Genomic DNA, 14,626 nt, shown 5'->3' with positions numbered 1-14,626 from the left:
GCGGCGCGACTGTCAGTCCTCGGCGTTAGCCTGCGGGTATGGCAAACCAGGTCCCCTCTCCGCGTGAGCTCGACGAGCTGGCCTTCGCCCCGCACCTGCGGCGCTTCTCGGGCGACAGCCTGCGCGGCGGGATGTTCGACACCGTGCACATCGACGGAGTCGACTTCGCCGACGAGCGGGTGGAGGAGACGAGCTTCGTCGAGGCCGCCCTGTCGGCCGTCTCCTTCGAGCGGGTGCGGATGCGACGGGCGCGGCTCAACGACGTGTGGCTGCAGGGCGTGCGGATGGTCGGCTGCGACCTCGCGGAGAGCAGCTGGCTGGACGTGGAGGCGGCGCGTGGCGTCTTCGCCGGGCTGGAGGCGCACGGCGCGGGGCTGCGCCGGGTCACGTTCCACGGGTGCAAGTTCGACTCGGTGAACCTGCGCGGAGCCAAGCTGCACGAGGTGGTCTTCCACGACTGCGTGCTGCGGGAGGTGGACTTCTCCGGCGCCGCGCTCACCGAATGCGCGTTCCCCGGCTCGCGGCTGGAGCAGGTCCACCTCCATCAGGCGAAGCTGACGGAGGTGGACCTGCGCGAGGCCACGGCGATCGAGCCGGCCGACGGTGTCGACGCGCTGCGCGGGGCCGCCGTCACGCCGATGCAGCTGCTGGAGCTCGCCCCGGCGCTGGCCGCCGCGCTCGGCCTGACGGTCAAGGAGGCCGGCGAGCCCCTGAAGGGCGCCGTCAGGCGGGGCAGCCGGAGTCGGCGATGACGTAGTAGCCGGGCGCGGTCTCCTCCAGCGTGTGGGTGTAGAAGAGGTTGTCCAGGCCGAGGCCGGCGTTCGAGCCGTTCGCGTACGCGATTCCGCCCACGTCGTGCGCGCGCCCGGCGGTCACCTGGGCGTAGTTCGACGCGGTGTAGCAGCTCGGCGTGTAGGTGGGGCTGGCGGAGGCCGAGGGGGACGGCGAGGCGGACGCGGAGGCCGACGCCGACGGGGACGGGGACGGGCTCGCGCCGGTGATCCCCCAGAACTGCGCCGTGTAGTACGACGAGCAGATGTAGTTGAGGAAGTACGCGCCCGTCTGCCCGCACTGCGTGCTGGCCGAGCCGGGGTTGACGGCCAGGGCGTGGCCCATGCCGGAGATGCTGTACAGCTCCACCGCCGGGTTGCCGCTCGCGTCGTCGTAGACGCTCTCGGTGGTGCCGCCGGTCAGCGACTGCGTGCCGGAGGCCGTCTGGGAGATGCCCCAGACGTTCGTCCACTGGTCGCGCAGCTCCGTCGCGTTGACGGGGTAGACGGTGTAGTCGGCCGTGCCCTGCCAGATCGCGACGCGCGGCCACGGGCCGGTCCAGCCGGGGTCCGAGCCGCGGACCTTGTCGCCCCACTGGGCGGGCGTGAGGTTCTGGTTGTTCTGCTGGCAGCCCGAGGCCGCGCTCTGCGAGGTGGCGCACTGGGCGGGCAGACCGGAGTCGATCGAGCCGCCGGCGAAGACGTCAGGGTAGTCGGCCAGCAGGTCCGCGGTCATGCCCGCGCCTGCGGAGAGGCCGGTGACGAAGACCCGCTTGCTGTCGGAGTGGTACTGGCCGGTGGCGTAGTCGACCATCGCCTTGACCGACGCGGCCTCCCCGTTGCCCCGGGTGTCCCTGGTCGAGTCGAACCAGGAGAAGCAGGACAGGGCGTTGTTGGCGCTGCTCGTCTGCGGGAAGACGACGGCGAAGCCGTACTGGTCGGCGAGCTGCGCCCAGCCGGAGTCGTTGTAGTAGTCGGTCGCCGTCTGGGTGCAGCCGTGCAGGGCGACGACGAGCGGGGCGCCGCTCGCGAGCCCGGCCGGGGCGTACTCGTACATGGCGAGGTTGCCCGGGTTACTGCCGAACGAGCTGACCTGGGTGAGCGAGCCGGTGTTCGCGGTCGCGGCGCCCGGCAGGGCGATCAGGCCGACGACGGCGAGCGCGGCGGCGCTGACGGTGGCGAGGAGGGCTCTCTGTCGGCGCAGGACCGACCTGAGGGCGGGTGCGAGGGTTGGCATGTCGGGCTCCTGGGGTGGGGGAGTGGCCACCCGGAACCTAGGAGCGGAACGCGGACCGCCGACATGTGCGTGTACGCCACAACCGGGCCGAGCCCATGGCGTACCGGCACGCAGACGCGCCCCTGTGCAGGGGTTGAGGTGTCGGGCCTGCCTTCAGTACCGCTCGCGCTGGGCGTCGAAGAAGAGCTCGTCGTCGTCCTCGGGCTCGTCGTGCGCCATGCCGCAGCTGAGCGGGCCGGTGCAGGGCTTCACGTCCTGCTGCCGCGGACGCGGCAGCCGCCAGCCCGCCTCGACCAGCAGCTGGGCCTGGGAGTCGACCGAGGCGGCCGTTTCGTCGTGGGTGAAGGAGAAGGAATCCACCAGCATGGGAGGCTCCCGTGTCTCGTCGTGGCGCACGTTGTGCGCCGCCTGTGACGCGACAGTAAGCCAGAAATGCCCCGATCGGGCCCGAGTTCACCAGCCGTTCCACGGATGGTGGGTCACGGTCAAGCTCGGTTCCCGTCACTTCACCCGTAGGGCACTCGCCGCTGCCTGGTGCGCCGGAACCTCAGCGTCCGCGGCGGTGATCGCGTCCCGCTGCCGGGCGTAGAGCACGCCGTAGCCGAAGCCCGGCTCTCCGGCGCGGTGGGCGGCGTCGGCCAGCGAGGGGAGGGCCTGCGCGGCCATCAGGGCGTCCTGGCGTTCGCCGAGCACGCCTTGCAGCGCCTTCATCGCCGCCGCGAAGCCGGGCTGCGCCGCGCCCTCCCCGGCGTAGCGGGCCCGCTTGGCCGCGCGGCGGGCGGCGTGCATGGCCTCGTCCCGCTCGTGACCGGGCGCGAGCGCCAGCGCCTCGGCGACCCGGTGGCAGGTGCGGTGCTGCTCGCGGGAGAGCAGTCGCCGAACCTCCACGGCGACGGGTCGCGCGGCCCGGCCGCGCAGCGGCGGGGCGGCGGCCAGCGCCTCGAGGGCGTCGAGCAGGGCGAAGTAACGTGCGCCGTCCAGCTCCCGCACGGTCTGCCGCCAGGCCGTCCGGTAGCCCTGGCGCGACCAGGTGCGCAGCCGCCGGCGCATCGGTCCGGGCCGTTCGATGCGGTCGAGCGTGTCGAGGTCGCGCAGCAGACGCTCACCGAGGACCTCGCGGTCGCGGGCGGTGCCGAGCGCGTGCCCGAGCCGGCGCAGTTCCTCTTCGAGCCCGGCGATCTCGTCCACCCTCAGCAGCCGCTCGTGCACCCGCAGCGTGCTGCGCAGCCGCCGCGCACAGACCCGCATCTGATGCACGGCATCGGGCACATCCCGCCGCACCTCCCCATCCTGCGCCAGCAACTGCCCCACCTGCTGCCGCAGCAGCGCGGCGAGCAGCGCCCCGATGCTCCCCGGCACGGGCTCGCGTCCGGACTCGGCCTCCGGCCCGGACTGAGGGGACCCGGCCTGGGCCTCGGCCTCGCGCCCGGCCTCGGCCTCGCGCCCGGCCTTCGGCCGGCGGGCCCGCTCGGCGGCGCCCTCAGGACCTCCGGCCTCGGCGTCGCCGACGGCCTGCGGCCCGGTCGGCGCTGGGCCTCCGGGTTGGAGAGGGCCGAGGGCGCGGGCGAGTTTGGAGGGGCTGGCGCTGGGGTGGAGGCCGGCGGAGAGGAGGCGGTGTTCGACGGCGTCGAGGAGGTCGGGGAGACCGTCGACGAGTTCGGCCTCGACCTCGTGCCAGCTCTCCTCGTGCAGCACCGCTCCGGCCGGGTCCAAGGCCTGCGCTGTCACCGAGTCGTCGGCGAGCTCGACCAGGACGCGGCCGTCCGTGTCCTGCAGCAGGGTGCGGCGCCGCTCGGTCGCGAGGAGGGCGACCGGCACGACGCGGGCCTCGCGGGTGTAGGCGCGGACGCGGGCGAGGAGGTCTGCGGGGATCTTCGGTGCGCGGTCCGTCTCGGCGTCGAGGGGGAGGCCCAGCTCCAGTCGGGCGCCGTCCGCGGTGGGGAGCTTGAGGTGCCAGCCGGCGTCGTGGCCGCCGGTGCGGCGGCGCAGCGTGATCCGGTGCGCCAGCAGGCGCAGGTCAGGGGTGTCGTAGTAGACGGCCCGCAGGCTCTCGGTGTCGGCGGCGACGGCACGCAGCGCGGCCAGCGCCTTCTGCGGCTTGCCTACCTTGCCTACCTTGACGGCCTTGCCGGCTCTGCCGGACGGTGGCGGGGCGTCGGTCAGCGACGGGAGGGCCGCTGCCGCGTCCCCCTCGTACTTGCGCTCGCGCTCGACGTGCCCGGTGGCCGTCTGCTGCGCTGTCGACTTCCTCGCCATCCTGCGCGCTCCCTTCCAGGATCTTCCCGGTCGAGGCACAGGTCACGCGTGTCCCGTCCGTCCGCCGTGCGGTTTCCTGTTCAGCTTTCCGGCAGGGCCTCCGGGCAACCCTCCATGGCACCGAGAATCCGTTCGGAGATCTGCGTCAGCTGGGTGACCTGCTCCTCCGAGAGCGGGTCGAAGAAGAGCGTACGGACCAGTTCGACATGACGAGGTGCCGCCGCCTCGATGGCTCGGCGTCCGGCGTCGGTGATAAGCACGAAGGAGCCGCGGCCGTCCTCACTGCACTCGGCGCGCTCGATCAGGCCGCGCTTCACCATCCTGGCCAGGTGGTGGGAGAGGCGGCTCTTCTCCCACTGCAGGCCGCGCGCCAGCTCCAGCACCCGCACCCGGCCCTCGGGCACGTCGGTGAGGACGACCAGCACGGAGAAGTCAGCGATGGAGATGTCGGACTCGAGTTGTATATGTCGGGCGAGCTGCGCGTCGAGCTGCTGTCGCATGCGCAGGAACGTGCGCCACAGGTGCTGCTCGGCGGGGCTGAGCCAGCGGGGCTCGGTCTGGGGAGTCGTGGTCATGTGACAAATTCTACCCCCGTTGGTTGACATGTCACCCAGGGCGGGTGCACTCTGTAGATGACGGTTCAACCACTTTCGACTAGGAGGCCATCATGAGCGCCACCACCATCACGCCCGAGCTGACCGGCAGCTACACCATCGACCCGGCCCACAGTCGTATCGGGTTCGTCGCTCGCCACGCCATGGTCACCAAGGTGCGCGGTTCCTTCAACCGCTTCGACGGCGCGGTCGCGGTGGATGCCGAGAAGCCGCACGACTCGACCGTGAACCTCACGATCGACGTCGACAGCATCGACACCCGCAACGCCGACCGTGACGGCCACCTGCGCAACAACGACTTCCTCGACGTCGCCAACCACCCGACGATCACCTTCAACTCCACCGAGGCGAGCTTCGACGGCGAGTCCCTGGAGCTGACCGGCGACCTGACCGTGCGCGGCGTGACGCAGAAGGTCACCATTCCGTTCTCCTTCGAGGGCGCGGCCACCGACCCGTTCGGCAACCAGCGTCTCGGCTTCGAGGGCCAGCAGACGATCAGCCGCAAGGACTACGGCATCACCTGGAACGCCGCGCTGGAGACCGGTGGCGTCCTGGTCAGCGACAAGATCGTGCTCGAGTTCGAGATCTCCCTGGTCAAGAACGCCGACAGCGCCGAGGCCTGAGGCCCCGCTCCGCTTGTGAGCGCTAGCCTGTCCGGATGATCGGTCTGACTGACTCTCACCACAGCGAACACGAAGAGAATCCCGGCCGCCACGGCTCCACCGCCACGATCGAGGTGGAGCCGCGCGGCCTGCGCGTCGTGCACATGAGCTACGCGCCGCGGCACGACGGCGACCCGGATCCCGGCGAGATCGTCTGGACCTGGGTGCCGTTCGAGGAGCGCGACGGGCGTGGCAAGGACCGCCCGGTGCTGATCGTCGCCCGCGAGCACGCGGGTACGCTGCTCGCCGTCGAGCTCACCAGCAAGCGCCACGACCGCAGCACCGGCGACGACGTCGCCGAGTGGGTCGCCCTCGGCCAGGGCCCCTGGGACCGCGACGCCCGTGACTCCTGGGTCAACCTCGAACGCGTCTTCCGGGTCCACCCCGGCGGCATGCGCCGCGAGGCGTCCTCCCTCGACCTCGACCGGTTCACGCTCGTCGCCGCCAAGTTGATGCGCCTCTACGGTTGGCAGGCCTGAGCCACGCTTCCGGCCCCCGGTTCTGGACGCGGTTCTCATGCTTCGTCAATCCGCTTATGGTGGAGCGGATTGACGGAGCATCAACGAGGGGCGGGGCCTTGTTCGCGATCGAGCACCACGATGTCCAGGTCAACGGCGTCAACCTGCACTACGCGGCGGCGGGCGATCCCGACGCGCCGCTGGTCGTGCTGCTGCACGGCTTCCCGGAGTGCTGGTACTCCTGGCGCCACCAGCTCCCGGCCCTGGCTGCCGCCGGCTACCGCGCCGTCGCCCCCGACCAGCGTGGCTTCGCCCGCAGCGAGCGGCCGGAGGCCGTCGAGGCGTACGCGCTGCCGCACCTGGTCGGCGATGTCGTCATGCTGGCCCGCGAGCTGGGCGCGGAGCGCTTCGCCGTCGTCGGCCACGACTGGGGCGCCCCGGTCGCCTGGCAGACCGCGCTGTTCCGCCCGGACCTGGTGCGCGGCGTGGTCGGCATGAGCGTGACGCCGCCGCTCCCGCGGCAGGGCGCGACCCCGCCGCTGGCCGTGATGGACGCCCTGTTCCAGGGCCGCTTCTACTGGAACTACTTCAACCGCCCCGGCGTCGCCGACGCCGAGTTCGCCGCCGACCCGGAGCGCACCTTCCGCGCCTTCCTCTACGGCGCGAGCGGTGACAACCCGCGCAACGACCCGCAGCCTCCCCAGCCGCTGCTCCCCGCCGACGGCAGCTTCCTCGGCGCCCTCGACGACACCGGCCAGCTGCCCTCCTGGGCCACGGCGGCCGACATCGCCGTCTTCGCGGAGGAGTACGCCAAGAACGGCTTCACCGGCGGCCTGAACCTCTACCGCAACATCGACCGGAACTGGGAGCTCTCCGCCGCCTGGGACCGCCTCCCGCTGCTGGTTCCCGGCCTCTACGTCTACGGCGACCGCGACCTCGTCGGCAGCTTCCCCGGCATGGAGGGCGTCATCGACGCCCTCCCGCAGCTCTACCCGACCCTCAAGCCGCACCTGGTGCTCCCGGGCTGCGGTCACTGGACCCAGCAGGAGCGCCCGGCCGAGGTCAACGAGGCGCTGCTGGACTTCCTGGCCGACCTTCCGGCGTGAGCGGATGACCCCTCAGCTGCCCCAACCCTCCCGGTAGGCGGTCCAGTCGGCCTCGGAGGCCGAGAAGTCGGCGTAGAGGGCGACGCCGAAGGCGCGTCCGTGCAGGGGGAAGGCGGCAAGGCCGGAGCGGATGCCGTGGAGGGCGGCGGGGACGGTCTCGGCGGAGGCGTGGTGACCGAGGTTGTCCTCGCGGTAGGCAGGCAGGCCGATGAGGACCTCGACGGAGGGTGGGACGGCGGCGAGGGCGAGGGTGGTCTGCTGGGCGAGGTAGCCGGAGAAGAGGGAGCCCAGCGGCATGCCGCTGTCGTAGGCCATGACGTCCACCTGGTCGACGCGGCGGCCCACCGCCGCCAGGTAGGCGCCGGACCACCACTTCGGATGGCCCGTCAGCGATCCGGCGAGGAGGCGCAGCGGCGGCAGGGGGTCGGTCTGCGGGACGGCGACGGACAGGACGCGCCCGTGCGCGCGGGTCAGCGCGTGCAGGCCGTCGAGCAGGGCGAGGAACCCCGGATCGCCGGAGTGGACCGGCTCGACGTCGAGGTTGATCCCTTCGAAGCCGAGGGCCAGCAGCGAGGAGGCTGCGGCGAGCAGGTGGGCGCGCGTGGTCGCGCGGGAGAGGTCGAGGCCGGTGGGGCCCTCCGAGGCGACGACGTCGCCCAGCCAGGCCTGTACCCGCACGCCCGGGGCGAGCCGGTGGAACGTCGCGATCACCCAGCGGGCCTTCGGCGCGAGCGCCGGATCGAGCGTGCCGTCGTCACCGGTGGGCCCGACGTGGACGTAGAGGTCGCCCACGCCGTGGCCGGTGCCCGCGCCGCCGAGGCGGGCGAGCAGGGCGGCCGCGTCGGCCTCGGTGCGGCGGCCGTCGACCCAGGCGTGCCCGAGCCAGACCGCGTCGCGGCCCTGGGTGCGGCCCGCCGATTCCGGCCCGGCGGCAGCCGCCCAGAGCTGCCCGACCGGCAGCAGCGCCAGGGCGAGTGCCAGCAGCGGCAGCACGGCGCGCCGCGCGGCCCAGCGAAACCACCGCATGTCGGCTGCTCCCTTCACCGGAATCGACCCGCTCGTCGGACATGATGATCCGAAGATCACGAACGGTTCCCACCCGTGGGGGCGGAGTAAGGGGTGCGCAGCGGTGGAGGAGCAGTCACTCGGCCGGGCGACGCCCGGGATCGTCGGCGGGATCCGCTTCGCCTTCGGCGCCTTCACGGCCGTCGCCCTCGGGGTGCAGGCCTACCACTCGGCGACCGCGGGCCGGTCACTGGCCAACTTCTTCAGCTACTTCACCATCCTGAGCAACTGCTCGATGACCCTCGTGCTGCTGGCCGGCGGCGTCCTCGGGATGGCGGGCCGCCGTGGCGTGCCGGACCTGCTGCGCGGGGCGGTGACGCTCTACATGGCGATCACCGGCCTCGTCTACGCCATCGCGCTCGCGCAGTACGAGGCGCTGGGCACGATCCCCTGGGTCAACGACGTGGTGCACCGGCTGATGCCGCTGGTGATCGTCGTCGACTGGCTCGCCGTGCCGCCGCGCCGGCCGCTGCCGTGGGCGGACGCGCTGTGGTGGCTGGCCTTCCCGTTGCTGTACCTGCCCTACACGCTGATCCGCGGCCCGATCGTCGACTGGTACCCGTACCCGTTCCTCGACCCGCGCGGAAAGGGGTACGGGCACGTCGTCGTCTCGTCGGTGCTGATCACGCTCGCGTTCCTGGCCGTCGGGGCGCTGCTGGTGTGGGCGGGGAACCTGCTGCGAAGATCGCGAAGGCGGGGCGCGGTCGGGCGATCCGGGCAGAACAATGAGAATCCGGAGAAATCGCCTCCGCGTCGGCGGACGGTCGGCCCGTGATGGACGGGCACCCCCCCGTAGTGCCCGCCACCAGGCACGTTGCCGTGCGGTCCGGCCATCATGGTCGGGGTCGAGCCGGGGTCGGCACCCCCAGCAGGCGGTTGGTGCACCGCCGATCGGGGGTTCGATTTTCATAAGGTTGTGCCCTGAGGTACGGTCGCGCGAGGTGCGCTGTCGGCGCATGCCGGAACACACAGGTAGGAAACAGGCGCGTGGTTCCAACGCAAGCGAGTGGTCCCATCCGAGCCGTGATCGTCGACGACGAGGCGCTGATCAGGTCCGGCCTGGCCATGATTCTCGGGAACGCTCCCGATATCGACGTGGTCGGCACCTGTTCCGGGGTGGAGGCCGTCGCCGAGGTGCGCCGCCTGCGCCCGAACGTCGTCCTGCTGGACATCCGCATGCCCGACGTCGACGGGCTGACCCTGCTGCGCCGCATCCGTGAGCTGCCCGACCCGCCCTACGTCGCCATGCTCACCACCTTCGACACCGACGAGTACCTCGACCAGGCGCTGCGCCTGGGCGCCAGCGGCTTCCTGCTCAAGGACACCGAGCCGGACGTGCTCGCCCGCTCCGTACGCGCCGTCTCCACCGGTGCCGGCTGCCTGTCCACGCCCGTGCTGCGCCGCCTCGGCCAGAGCCGCCGCAACGGCGGCCACCCGGCCGCGGCCGCCGTCGACACGCTCACCGAGCGGGAGCGGCAGGTGCTCGCCTTCCTGGGCCGCGGCCTGTCCAACGTCGAGATCGGCGCGCGCATGCACCTGGGCGCCGCGACGGTCAAGGACTACGTCAGCGCCGTGCTGACCAAGCTGGGCGTCACCAACCGCATCCAGGCCGCCGTGCTGGCCGAGCGCGCGGGGCTGCTGGAGGAGAGCGAGCTGTGAGGAACTGGCCGGGGCGGGGGATCGGTCAGCGGGTCGGGCACGCCTTCGGCAGCCGCGCCACCAGGTTCTGCCAGCGGGTGAAGGCTCGTGTCATGCGCCTGCCGCAGCCCGTCCGCAGCGCCGCGATCACCCTGATCCTGACGGCCGCGGCCTTCCTGGACGCCGGCCTGAACTACCCGGGCAAGAAGGACTGGACCTTCTGGGCCTCGATGGTCTCCTGCGCCGTCCTGCTGGCCCGCCGCCGCTACCCCCGGCTGGTCCTGGTCGGCACGCTGCCCGGCCTCTACGCGGGCACGGCGCTGGTCGCCTCGATGGTCGCCCTCTACACCGTCGCGCGTTCGCGCCGCGTCGCCTGGCAGGCGTGGTTCGCGGCGGCGGTCGTCGGCGTGGGCCTCTACCTGCCGTGGCCGATCAGCAAGGAGCTGACCGAGTCCGCCAGCGACCACATCCAACGGGTGATCTATGCCGTCATGCTCTCCATCGGTCCCGCGGCCCTCGCGTTGCTGCTGCAGACGCGCGAGGCGCTGCAGGCCCGCATCGTCGAGCTGGCCACGCTGCGCGACCACGAGCGCGAGCTGCACGCGCAGACGGTGATCGCGCGCGAGCGGGCGCGGATCGCCCGTGAGATGCACGATGTGGTCTCCCACCAGGCCGGGCTGATAGCCGTCCAGGCCGGCGCGCTCCAGGTCACCGCGAAGGACGAGGGCGTCCGCGAGGTCGCGGGCACGCTGCGCGGCCTGGCCGTCGCCACGCTCGAGGAACTGCGCAGCATGATCCTCGTCCTGCGGGCGGCCGGCGCGGGCCCCACCGAGCTCGCGCCCCAGCCCCGCCTCGCCGATCTGCCGCGCCTGGTCGCGGAGTCCGAGGCCGGCGCGACCCTGGAGCTCGCCGGTTACGGCTCCGACGCCCTCCCGCTGCTGCCGGAACCGATCGAACGCGCGGCGTACCGGACGGTTCAGGAGGCGCTCACCAACGCCCGCAAGCATGCGCCCGGCGCGGCGACGACCGTGGCCGTGGAGCTGCGCGACGACTGCCTGCGGGTGGCCGTCACCAACACCGCGCCTCCGGCGGGCCCGATCGCCTTCAACGACCAACTCCAGTTGCCTGGCGGCGGCCACGGCATCGTCGGCCTCCGCGAACGCGCCGCGCTCCTCGGCGGCACCCTCGCCGCGGGCCCCACGGCAGACGGCGGCTTCAAGATCCGCCTCAGCCTTCCGCTCACTGCCGCGGCGCGGTAATTGCACCATCCAGGGGCGCAGTTCCTCGCGCCCCTGGAGGCTGCGCCTCCTGAGGTAGTGCAACGTCTCACCTGCACAAGTCCCCGCGTCGCTGACGTTCCGCAACCTTCCGTTTCCTCGGAGGGCATAGGCTCGTCCAGGACGAAAGGGCCCGTGAGGGCGGGCCCGTCGTAGGAAGGACGCGTGATGACTGAAGGAACCCGTCTGGACCAGCTGCCCGAGTGGGCGGCCCTCGCCGCGCACCGTGCGGACTTCGGGGAGACGCACCTGCGCTCGCTCTTCGCGGAGGACCCCAAGCGCGGGGAGTCGTACACCCTCCAGGTGGGTGACCTGTACGTCGACTACTCCAAGCACCTCGTCACCGACGAGACGCTGACCCTGCTGCGCGAGCTCGCACGGACGCGCCAGGTGGCGGCCCTCCGGGACGCCATGTTCCGGGGTGAGAAGATCAACATCACCGAGAACCGCGCCGTTCTGCACACCGCGCTGCGCGCGCCGCGCGGCGCGGTCGTCGAGGTGGACGGCGTGAACGTCGTGCCCGAGGTGCACGCGGTGCTGGACAAGATGGCGGGCTTCGCCCGCCGGATCCGTTCGGGGGAGTGGACCGGTCACACCGGCCGGCGGATCCGCAACATCGTCAACATCGGCATCGGCGGCTCGGACCTCGGCCCGGCGATGGCCTACGAGGTGCTGCGCAGCTTCACCGACCGCGATCTGACGGTGCGTTTCGTCTCCAACGTGGACGGCGCGGACCTGCACGAGGCCGTGCGCGACCTGGACGCCGCCGAGACGCTGTTCATCGTCGCCTCGAAGACCTTCACCACCATCGAGACCGTCACCAACGCCACCAGCGCCCGCGACTGGCTGCTCACCGAGCTGCACGCCGACACCGACGCCGTGGCCAAGCACTTCGTCGCGCTGTCGACGAACGCCACCGAGGTGGCGAAGTTCGGCATCGACGTGGCCAATATGTTCGAGTTCTGGGACTGGGTCGGCGGGCGCTACTCCTACGACTCCGCGATCGGCCTCTCGCTGATGATCGCCATCGGCCCGGAGGCGTTCGAGGAGATGCTGGCCGGCTTCCGCCTGGTCGACGAGCACTTCCGTACCGCTCCGCCGGAGCAGAACGTGCCGCTGCTGCTCGGCCTCCTGGGCGTCTGGTACGGCGCGTTCTTCGACGCGCAGGCGCACGCCGTGCTGCCGTACTCGCACTACCTGTCCAAGTTCACCGCGTACCTGCAGCAGCTGGACATGGAGTCCAACGGCAAGTCGGTGCAGCGCGACGGGCAGCCCGTCGCGTGGCAGACCGGTCCGGTCGTCTGGGGCACCCCGGGCACCAACGGGCAGCACGCCTACTACCAGCTGCTGCACCAGGGCACCAAGGTGATCCCGGCGGACCTGATCGGCTTCGCCCGCCCGGTCGCCGACCTGGCGCCGGGCCTGGTCGCGCAGCACGACCTGCTGATGGCCAACCTCTTCGCCCAGGGCCAGGCCCTGGCCTTCGGCAAGACGCCGGAGGAGGTGCGCGCCGAGGGCGTCGCCGAGGAGCTGGTGCCGCACAAGACCTTCCGCGGCAACCACCCCACGACGACGATCCTGGCCGGCGAGCTGACTCCGTCGGTGCTGGGCCAGCTGGTCGCGCTCTACGAGCACAAGGTGTTCGTGCAGGGCGCGATCTGGAACATCGACTCCTTCGACCAGTGGGGCGTCGAGCTCGGCAAGGTGCTGGCCAAGCGGATCGAGCCGTCGCTCGTCGAGGGCACCGGGATCGACGCGTTGGACTCCTCCACCGCAGGTCTGGCCACCCGCTACCGCGAGCTGCGCGGCCGGTAGTCCGGACGCGGGCTCACCAGGGCATCGCCACGCCGCCGTTGGGACGCAGGATCTGCCCGGTCACGAACCGGGCGGCATCGCTGACCAGGTAGTGGACGGCGTGCGCGATGTCCTCCGGCTCGCCGATCATGCCGAGCGGGGACATCCGCCGCAGTGGCTTCTCCGCCGCCGCGCGGGCGTCCTCGTCGATGCTGCCGTCGGGCCGCAGGTAGTGACGCGAGGTCATCGCGGTGCGCACCAGACCCGGTGCCACCGCGTTGACCCGCACCCCGAAGCGGCCGACCTCGGCGGCGAGGTTCTTGGTCAGCTGCACCACCGCGGCCTTCGAGACGCTGTAGCTCATGATCTCCGGCGTCGCGCTGTCCACCGCGCCGGAGGCGGTGTTGACGATGGCTCCGCTGCCCTGCGCGCACATGATCCGCGCCGCCGTCTGGCAGGTGTGGAAGGTGCCCTTGAAGTTGACCGCCCAGACGGCGTCCAGGTCCTCCTCCGGCACGTCCACGACCAGCCCGGTGCGGATGATCCCGGCGATGTTGCAGAGGATGTCGAGGCGGCCGAACCGCCGGGCCGTGCCCTCGATCAACTCGGCCACCTGCTCGCGCAGCGCCACGTCGACCTCGGCCGGGACACCCCCGAACTCGGCGGCGGTCCGCTCGGCGGCGACGCCGTCCACGTCCGCGCAGACGACGTGCGCGCCCGCTGCGGCCAGCAGGCGGGCGGTGGCCCGCCCGATGCCGCTGCCCGCGCCGGTGACGACCGCGACCCGCTTGTCCAGTGCGTATGCGCTGATATCCACCATGCCGAGGTGGTAGCAGAACCGTCTTGACGTTGGAAGAGCCGTTGCGCTTAACTACTGTTAAGTAACTTATGACACTGGTCAGAATGTGGGGCGCAGCATGACCGAGTTCGAGCAGGGCACCGCGGTCGCCAGACGTGCGGGCCGGCCCGGCGTCTACGACGCCGAGCTGGGCGCCGGCTGGCGCATCGGCGGCGGCATCAACGGCGGCCTGCTGCTCGCCCTCGCCGGCCGCGCCCTCGGCGACCGCCTCGGCGAGGTCGGCAGCCACCCGCAGCCCGTCTCGCTCAGCGGCTACTACATCTCCCCGTCCCGCCCCGGCCCGGCCGAGGTACACGTCGAGGCGATCCGCAGCGGCCGCACCCTCTCCACCGGCAGCGCCTCGCTGCGCCAGCGCGCGGACGACGGCAGCACCGTCGAGCGCCTGCGGGTCCTCGCGAGCTATGGCGACCTGTCGCGGGCCGACGAGTCCGTGCGCACCAGCGCGAAGCCGCCGCAGCTGCCGCCGGTCGAGCAGTGCATCGGCAGCGACTCCGCCCCGCCGGAGTTCCTCGCCTCCGCGGACCTGCTGCGCCGCCTGGACCTGCGCCTCGACCCGGCCTACGTGGGCTGGGCGCTCGGCAAGCCCTCCGGGGAGGGCCGCATCCAGGGCTGGCTCCGGATGGCCGACGGCCACGCGCCCGACCCGCTGCTGCTCCTCTTCGCCGTCGACGCGCTGCCGCCGGTCACCTTCGACCTCGGCCTCTTCGGCTGGACGCCCACGGTCGAACTCACCGTCCACGTCCGCGCCGTCCCCGCCCCGGGCTGGCTGCGCGTCGTCCACGCCACCCGCAACCTCGCCGGGGGCTTCCTGGAGGAGGACTGCGAGATCTGGGATTCCAACGACCGCCTGGTCGCCCAGTCCCGCCAGCTCGCGGTCGTGCCGCGCTGAT

The 14,626-nt window shown here is 72.1% G+C and carries 15 protein-coding genes; 9 read left to right on the top strand and 6 right to left on the bottom strand.

Annotated elements, in window-relative coordinates:
- Window positions 1-38 precede the first annotated feature (38 nt).
- The gene (locus DN069_RS15190) at window positions 39-752 is read left to right on the top strand and encodes a pentapeptide repeat-containing protein (protein ID WP_111501514.1); all 714 of its coding nucleotides are present in this window, start codon (window positions 39-41) and stop codon (window positions 750-752) included.
- On the opposite strand, the gene DN069_RS15185 is transcribed toward DN069_RS15190, so the two are convergent.
- The 4 genes from DN069_RS15185 to DN069_RS15170 form a co-directional block, all read right to left on the bottom strand.
- Entirely contained in the window at window positions 724-2,007 is a 1,284-nt protein-coding gene (locus tag DN069_RS15185; protein ID WP_111501513.1) for an extracellular catalytic domain type 1 short-chain-length polyhydroxyalkanoate depolymerase, read from the bottom strand. The two genes, DN069_RS15190 and DN069_RS15185, sit on opposite strands and share 29 nt — an antisense overlap.
- Window positions 2,008-2,160: 153 nt before the next feature.
- Window positions 2,161-2,373: a hypothetical protein gene (locus DN069_RS15180; RefSeq protein WP_111501512.1), complete on the bottom strand. Its 213-nt coding sequence runs from the start codon at window positions 2,371-2,373 to the stop codon at window positions 2,161-2,163.
- Between the two features lie 135 nt (window positions 2,374-2,508).
- Window positions 2,509-4,263, bottom strand: coding sequence for a CYTH and CHAD domain-containing protein (locus DN069_RS15175; protein WP_111501511.1), 1,755 nt, complete (start codon window positions 4,261-4,263; stop codon window positions 2,509-2,511).
- A gap of 80 nt (window positions 4,264-4,343) precedes the next feature.
- Window positions 4,344-4,838 carry a MarR family winged helix-turn-helix transcriptional regulator gene (locus DN069_RS15170; RefSeq protein ID WP_111501510.1) on the bottom strand — a complete coding sequence of 165 codons (495 nt, stop codon included), beginning with the start codon at window positions 4,836-4,838 and terminating at the stop codon, window positions 4,344-4,346.
- Window positions 4,839-4,930: 92 nt separating this feature from the next.
- Here DN069_RS15170 and DN069_RS15165 point away from each other — a divergent pair, with 92 nt between their 5' ends.
- The 3 genes from DN069_RS15165 to DN069_RS15155 are packed head-to-tail and all read left to right on the top strand — an operon-like array spanning window position 4,931 to window position 7,103.
- On the top strand, window positions 4,931-5,500 hold the full coding sequence (locus tag DN069_RS15165; RefSeq protein ID WP_111501509.1) for a YceI family protein: 570 nt from the start codon (window positions 4,931-4,933) through the stop codon (window positions 5,498-5,500).
- A 35-nt stretch (window positions 5,501-5,535) separates the two neighbouring features.
- Entirely contained in the window at window positions 5,536-6,018 is a 483-nt protein-coding gene (locus DN069_RS15160; RefSeq protein ID WP_111501508.1) for a type II toxin-antitoxin system PemK/MazF family toxin, read from the top strand.
- Window positions 6,019-6,074: 56 nt separating this feature from the next.
- Window positions 6,075-7,103, top strand: a complete 1,029-nt coding sequence (locus tag DN069_RS15155; RefSeq protein WP_111501507.1) for an alpha/beta fold hydrolase — start codon at window positions 6,075-6,077, stop codon at window positions 7,101-7,103.
- A gap of 12 nt (window positions 7,104-7,115) precedes the next feature.
- On the opposite strand, the gene DN069_RS15150 is transcribed toward DN069_RS15155, so the two are convergent.
- Window positions 7,116-8,129 carry a glycoside hydrolase family 18 protein gene (locus DN069_RS15150; protein WP_111501506.1) on the bottom strand — a complete coding sequence of 338 codons (1,014 nt, stop codon included), beginning with the start codon at window positions 8,127-8,129 and terminating at the stop codon, window positions 7,116-7,118.
- A gap of 103 nt (window positions 8,130-8,232) precedes the next feature.
- On the opposite strand from DN069_RS15150, the gene DN069_RS15145 reads away from it, so the two are divergent.
- From DN069_RS15145 to pgi, 4 genes are all read left to right on the top strand, one after another.
- Window positions 8,233-8,943, top strand: a complete 711-nt coding sequence (locus DN069_RS15145; protein WP_111501505.1) for a Pr6Pr family membrane protein — start codon at window positions 8,233-8,235, stop codon at window positions 8,941-8,943.
- Between the two features lie 248 nt (window positions 8,944-9,191).
- Complete coding sequence (locus tag DN069_RS15140; RefSeq protein WP_243639251.1) at window positions 9,192-9,827, top strand: response regulator; 636 nt, start codon at window positions 9,192-9,194, stop codon at window positions 9,825-9,827.
- Window positions 9,828-9,919: 92 nt separating this feature from the next.
- A complete protein-coding gene (locus tag DN069_RS15135) occupies window positions 9,920-11,065 on the top strand; it encodes a sensor histidine kinase (RefSeq protein ID WP_133259931.1) in 1,146 nt (381 codons plus the stop codon).
- Window positions 11,066-11,251: 186 nt separating this feature from the next.
- Entirely contained in the window at window positions 11,252-12,898 is a 1,647-nt protein-coding gene (pgi, locus tag DN069_RS15130; protein WP_111501503.1) for a glucose-6-phosphate isomerase, read from the top strand.
- 13 nt (window positions 12,899-12,911) lie between these two features.
- Here pgi and DN069_RS15125 read toward each other — a convergent pair whose 3' ends face one another.
- On the bottom strand, window positions 12,912-13,697 hold the full coding sequence (locus DN069_RS15125; RefSeq protein ID WP_111501502.1) for an SDR family NAD(P)-dependent oxidoreductase: 786 nt from the start codon (window positions 13,695-13,697) through the stop codon (window positions 12,912-12,914).
- Between the two features lie 97 nt (window positions 13,698-13,794).
- On the opposite strand from DN069_RS15125, the gene DN069_RS15120 reads away from it, so the two are divergent.
- Window positions 13,795-14,625 (top strand): thioesterase family protein, encoded by an 831-nt coding sequence (locus DN069_RS15120; RefSeq protein ID WP_111501501.1) that lies wholly within the window; start codon window positions 13,795-13,797, stop codon window positions 14,623-14,625.
- The last annotated feature ends 1 nt before the right edge of the window (window position 14,626 follow it).

Origin of the sequence: Streptacidiphilus pinicola (assembly GCF_003258295.1) — a bacterium.
GTDB lineage: Bacteria > Actinomycetota > Actinomycetes > Streptomycetales > Streptomycetaceae > Streptacidiphilus > Streptacidiphilus pinicola.
The sequence above is the reverse complement of the archived record's forward strand: the minus strand, read 5'-3'. Positions and strand labels throughout refer to the sequence as shown.

Coding starts and splice junctions, on each gene's coding strand:
- pgi (WP_111501503.1), top strand. CDS start 11,252: ATGACTGAAGGAACCCGTCTGGACCAGCTGCCCGAGTGGGCGGCCCTC.
- DN069_RS15155 (WP_111501507.1), top strand. CDS start 6,075: ATGGTGGAGCGGATTGACGGAGCATCAACGAGGGGCGGGGCCTTGTTC.
- DN069_RS15120 (WP_111501501.1), top strand. CDS start 13,795: ATGACCGAGTTCGAGCAGGGCACCGCGGTCGCCAGACGTGCGGGCCGG.
- DN069_RS15185 (WP_111501513.1), bottom strand. CDS start 2,007: ATGCCAACCCTCGCACCCGCCCTCAGGTCGGTCCTGCGCCGACAGAGA.
- DN069_RS15190 (WP_111501514.1), top strand. CDS start 39: ATGGCAAACCAGGTCCCCTCTCCGCGTGAGCTCGACGAGCTGGCCTTC.
- DN069_RS15175 (WP_111501511.1), bottom strand. CDS start 4,263: ATGGCGAGGAAGTCGACAGCGCAGCAGACGGCCACCGGGCACGTCGAG.
- DN069_RS15160 (WP_111501508.1), top strand. CDS start 5,536: ATGATCGGTCTGACTGACTCTCACCACAGCGAACACGAAGAGAATCCC.
- DN069_RS15165 (WP_111501509.1), top strand. CDS start 4,931: ATGAGCGCCACCACCATCACGCCCGAGCTGACCGGCAGCTACACCATC.
- DN069_RS15150 (WP_111501506.1), bottom strand. CDS start 8,129: ATGCGGTGGTTTCGCTGGGCCGCGCGGCGCGCCGTGCTGCCGCTGCTG.
- DN069_RS15125 (WP_111501502.1), bottom strand. CDS start 13,697: ATGGTGGATATCAGCGCATACGCACTGGACAAGCGGGTCGCGGTCGTC.
- DN069_RS15170 (WP_111501510.1), bottom strand. CDS start 4,838: ATGACCACGACTCCCCAGACCGAGCCCCGCTGGCTCAGCCCCGCCGAG.
- DN069_RS15135 (WP_133259931.1), top strand. CDS start 9,920: ATGCGCCTGCCGCAGCCCGTCCGCAGCGCCGCGATCACCCTGATCCTG.
- DN069_RS15180 (WP_111501512.1), bottom strand. CDS start 2,373: ATGCTGGTGGATTCCTTCTCCTTCACCCACGACGAAACGGCCGCCTCG.